General features: G+C 63.4%; 4 protein-coding genes. 2 read left to right on the top strand and 2 right to left on the bottom strand.

Translation table 11 applies throughout. The annotated features are described in order from the left end of the window. On the top strand, window positions 1–507 hold a 507-nt coding region (locus tag Q0R02_RS02045), incomplete at its 5' end, for an HAD family hydrolase (RefSeq protein ID WP_293880358.1). Window positions 508–658: 151 nt separating this feature from the next. Here Q0R02_RS02045 and Q0R02_RS02040 read toward each other — a convergent pair. Next, window positions 659–1,753, bottom strand: coding sequence for a fatty acid desaturase (locus tag Q0R02_RS02040; RefSeq protein ID WP_293880360.1), 1,095 nt, complete (start codon window positions 1,751–1,753; stop codon window positions 659–661). A 111-nt stretch (window positions 1,754–1,864) separates the two neighbouring features. On the opposite strand from Q0R02_RS02040, the gene Q0R02_RS02035 reads away from it, so the two are divergent. Then, window positions 1,865–3,016, top strand: a complete 1,152-nt coding sequence (locus Q0R02_RS02035; protein ID WP_293880356.1) for an N-acetyltransferase — start codon at window positions 1,865–1,867, stop codon at window positions 3,014–3,016. Between the two features lie 3 nt (window positions 3,017–3,019). On the opposite strand, the gene Q0R02_RS02030 is transcribed toward Q0R02_RS02035, so the two are convergent. Further along, window positions 3,020–3,790, bottom strand: coding sequence for an exodeoxyribonuclease III (locus Q0R02_RS02030; RefSeq protein ID WP_293880354.1), 771 nt, complete (start codon window positions 3,788–3,790; stop codon window positions 3,020–3,022). Window positions 3,791–3,881 lie beyond the last annotated feature (91 nt).

Genomic DNA, 3,881 nt, shown 5'->3' with positions numbered 1-3,881 from the left:
CGCGAACGTTGGCTGGCGTCGCCGTCTGTTCGCGCTTACGAACGTGGAGGAATTGATATCCAAAACTTTTGCCAATCGTTTATCCAAGAATGGCAGTTGGCGATCAGCCCGACGCAATTTGGCGAGCGCTTCTCTAGTTTTCCAAAGGGACCGTATCCGGGAGTGGAGCCTCTCCTAGCCGAACTCCGCAAAAGCTATACAGTCGCATTTCTGAGCAACTGCAATGATTTGCATTGGGCGAAGCTGTTGCCAGTGCTTGGTTGGGCTCACCACGCTTTCTCTTCGCACATCATGCAGGCGGTGAAGCCCGACACAGCTAGCTTTCAATTCGTAGCGAAGGAATTGAACGTGTCCTTCAACGAGATTGTCTTTTTCGACGACTCCGCGACTAATGTTCGTGCCGCTAACGCACTGGGTATCCCGGCACATCGGACCGATGGTTTCGCCGAATTGGCCACTGTCTTGGAGCGCCTCGGGTTCATCTCGAATGGCTGCTCACGCGTCTAACGTTGCAGAAGCCGACGTTCCGGAATCCCGGCCGCCATGCGCTATGGCTGAAACCAACGCTTTTCGATGATTGTCGACGCGGACGGCCTAAACCGGCCCCACGCCCACCGTTCCAGGCCACCAGTCCGCGCTCGATTTCGCGGCTAACGCGTCATACCCCCCGCCGCATCGTGCTCCGCATCAGGCTGTGGACCAGCCCCGGCAGCCCGGCATAGCTGGCCTTGTGATAAGGCGAGCCTTCTCCCACGGCGGCGGTGATCCGCCGGTGCGCCTCACCCAGCGCGTGATAGGGCAGCCCCGGCAACAGATGGTGCAGCGCGTGATAGCGCAGTCCGACCGGTGCCCATAATGCGGGCAGCAGCGTCGGCGGTGGCACGTTGACGGTGTCCAGATATTGCGCGGTCACGGTCATCGCCTCGCCGTCATTCTCCCACAAATGCGCGACCAGCGTCCGCACCTGGTTCAGCACGGCAACCCCCGACACGACGCCCAGGAAAATCAGGAAACCGCGCAACGGGACGGTCCCGGTCGCCACCAGTGTGATCAGCGTGATCGCCCACAGGCTCGCCCCCGTCTCGCTCCAGAGCCACAGCGCCCGGGCCTCTCCCTCAGGTGCGCGGCGGCGGAACTTCGGGTTGATCGCAAGGCCCGAATATTGCGCGACGATCTTTTCACGCAGTGTGGGCAGGGCCAGCCCGAGCGGTGCCAGCACGGCAAACCGGAACAGCAGCGCGACCGGCGCCAGCAGCGCGGCGACGACGAACAACGGCAGCGAATGGGGTTTCATCAGCGCCAGCGGCAGATATTCGGGATCGTCGGTCGTGCCATAGCGCGTGCGCGCGTGATGCAGAGTGTGAACGCCCTCATACAGAAACGACGGCACCAGCAGCGGGATGCCGACCAGTAGATTCCAGCCGATCCGAAAGCCCGGCACCGTTGCGTGTTTCATGTGCGTCAGTTCGTGGATGAAGCTGCCCGCGCGGTACAGAGCCAGCACCGATACGACCGCAGCCAGCATCGCCCAGCCGACCGGCGCAACCGTGACCGCCGCGAACAGCGCCACATAGCCGAGCAGCGCCGACGCCAGCAGGTCTCCCCAAAAGATCGCCGGGCGCGCGACGCTGATATCGCGCGTCAACTCGGCCGCCGCGCGCAGCATCGCCATGTCATCGGCAATCCGCACGCGCACCGGCGTTGGCGCGGCCGGAGCGGCATCGCGGGTATCGAGCAGGCGTGCGCTTTTCATCATCATGTCCGTAATTCCAGATAGTGGCAGCACCGTGGCGATTCCAGCCCTGACTTGACACCGGCCAGCGAAGGCTGGACGTGAACTGCAACCGATCAAAGGCGCTGCATCTTGGCACATCCCACCATTCGCGAAGTTTCCTCCAAGTCCGACCGCAACGCGTTCGTCGACCTGCCGTTCCGCCTCTACGCTAACGATCCGCACTGGGTTCCGCCGCTGAAGGGCGAGGTGCACGGGCTGATCACGCCGGGCAAGAACCCCTGGTTCGAACATGGCGAGGCGCAACTGTTCCTGGCCGAAGCCGGTGGCGTCGTCGTCGGGCGCATCTCGGCACACATCGACTTTCTGGCGCTGAAACAGCCCGTCGAACAGGGCATGGGGCCCGGCACCGGCAACTGGGGGCTGCTGGAGGCAGAGACGCAGGATGTTGCTTCAGCGCTGATCGCCCGCGCCGAGGACTGGCTGCGCGCGAAGGGCATGAAGCGCGTCCTTGCCCCCCTGTCGCTGTCGATCTGGGACGAGCCGGGGTTGCTGACGACTGGATTCGACCACGCCCCCACGGTGATGATGGGCCACAACAGCCCGGCCTATCCGGCCTGGGTCGAGGGCGCGGGCTATGCGCCGGTCAAGACGCTGCTGACCTATGAGATCACCATCACCCGCGAATTCCCGCCGCTGGTCCAGCGCATCGTCGCGTCGGGCGAACGGAACCCGCGCATCGTCATCCGCCGCGTCGACAAGAGCAAGTTCGCGTCCGAAGCCGCGCTGATCCTCAACATCCTGAACGACGCCTGGAGCCAGAACTGGGGCTTTGTCCCCCTCACCGACTCCGAAATCGCCTATGTCGGCAAAAAGCTGAAGGACATCGTCTACGAGGATCTGATCCGCATCGCCGAGGTCGAGGGCAAGCCCGTCGCCTTCATGATGACGCTGCCGGACATCAACGAGAAACTGCGCGGCTATGGCGGATCGCTGTTCCCGTTCAACTGGATCAAGCTGCTCTGGTGGCTGCGTGCGCCGAAAGTCCGCACCATGCGCGTGCCGTTGATGGGCGTCCTGAAAGAATATCAGGCGACCCGCCTCGCCAGCCAACTGGCGTTTATGCTGGTCGAATTCATCCGCCGGGACGCGGTCAGCAAATACGGATCGACCCGCGGCGAATTCGGCTGGGTGCTGGACGACAACACCCCCATGCGGTCGGTCGGCGAGGCCATCGATGGCGTCATCAACAAGGTTTATACGATCTACCAGAAACCGCTCTGATACTCAGCGCAGCGTGATCCAGGTCGGCGCGTGATCGCTGGCTTTCTCCCGCCCGCGATAGTCACGATCGACCCCGGCATCGATTAGCCGGTCGGCGGCCTCCGCGCTCAGCATCAGATGGTCGATCCGGAACCCGGCATCGCGGGGCCAAGCGTTCATCTGATAATCCCAGAACGTCCACATTTTCTCGTTGGGATGGCGCGCGTCCAGCGCGTCGGTCCACCCCTGCGCCGCAAAGCGCCGGAACGCCGCGCGGCTTTCGGGCTGGACCAGCGCATCGCCCTGCAACCCGCGCGGCGCCCAGATATCGTCGTCGGTCGGCACCACGTTGTAGTCGCCCGCCAGCACGGTCGGCAGCTCCTGTTCGAGCAGCACCGCCGCCCGCGCCGCCAGCCGGTCGAACCATTTCAGCTTATAGTCGAACTTGGGACCCGGCTGCGGATTGCCATTGGGCAGATAGATCGAGGCGATGACCACGCCCTCGACCTCTGCCTCCAGATAGCGGCTGTGCGTGTCGTCGGGATCGTCGGGCAATCCGCGCAGTCGCTCGACCGGATCATCGCCCCGCGCCAGGATCGCGACCCCGTTGAACCCCTTTTGCCCATGCCAGATCGCCCCGTAACCGGCGGCACGGATGTCGGCTTCGGGAAAGGTTTCGTCGCTCGATTTCAGCTCTTGCAGGCAGGCGACATCGGGCTTGGTCTCGTCGAGCCATTCCAGCAGGCGCGGCAGGCGGGCCTTGATCCCGTTGACATTATAGGTGGCGATTTTCAAACGGACGGCTCCTTGGGTGGCCTACGTTGCCACGTGCTGGAGCGGGCGGCAAATACCAGCCAGCCCGGTTCCCATTCCGACAACCGTATAG

The organism is Sphingomonas sp. (assembly GCF_025353885.1).
In the GTDB taxonomy this organism is placed as follows: domain Bacteria; phylum Pseudomonadota; class Alphaproteobacteria; order Sphingomonadales; family Sphingomonadaceae; genus Sphingomonas_O.
Note: the sequence above shows the minus strand (reverse complement) of the source record. Positions and strands in the feature narration are given on the sequence as shown.

Coding starts and splice junctions, on each gene's coding strand:
- Q0R02_RS02040 (WP_293880360.1), bottom strand. CDS start 1,753: ATGAAAAGCGCACGCCTGCTCGATACCCGCGATGCCGCTCCGGCCGCG.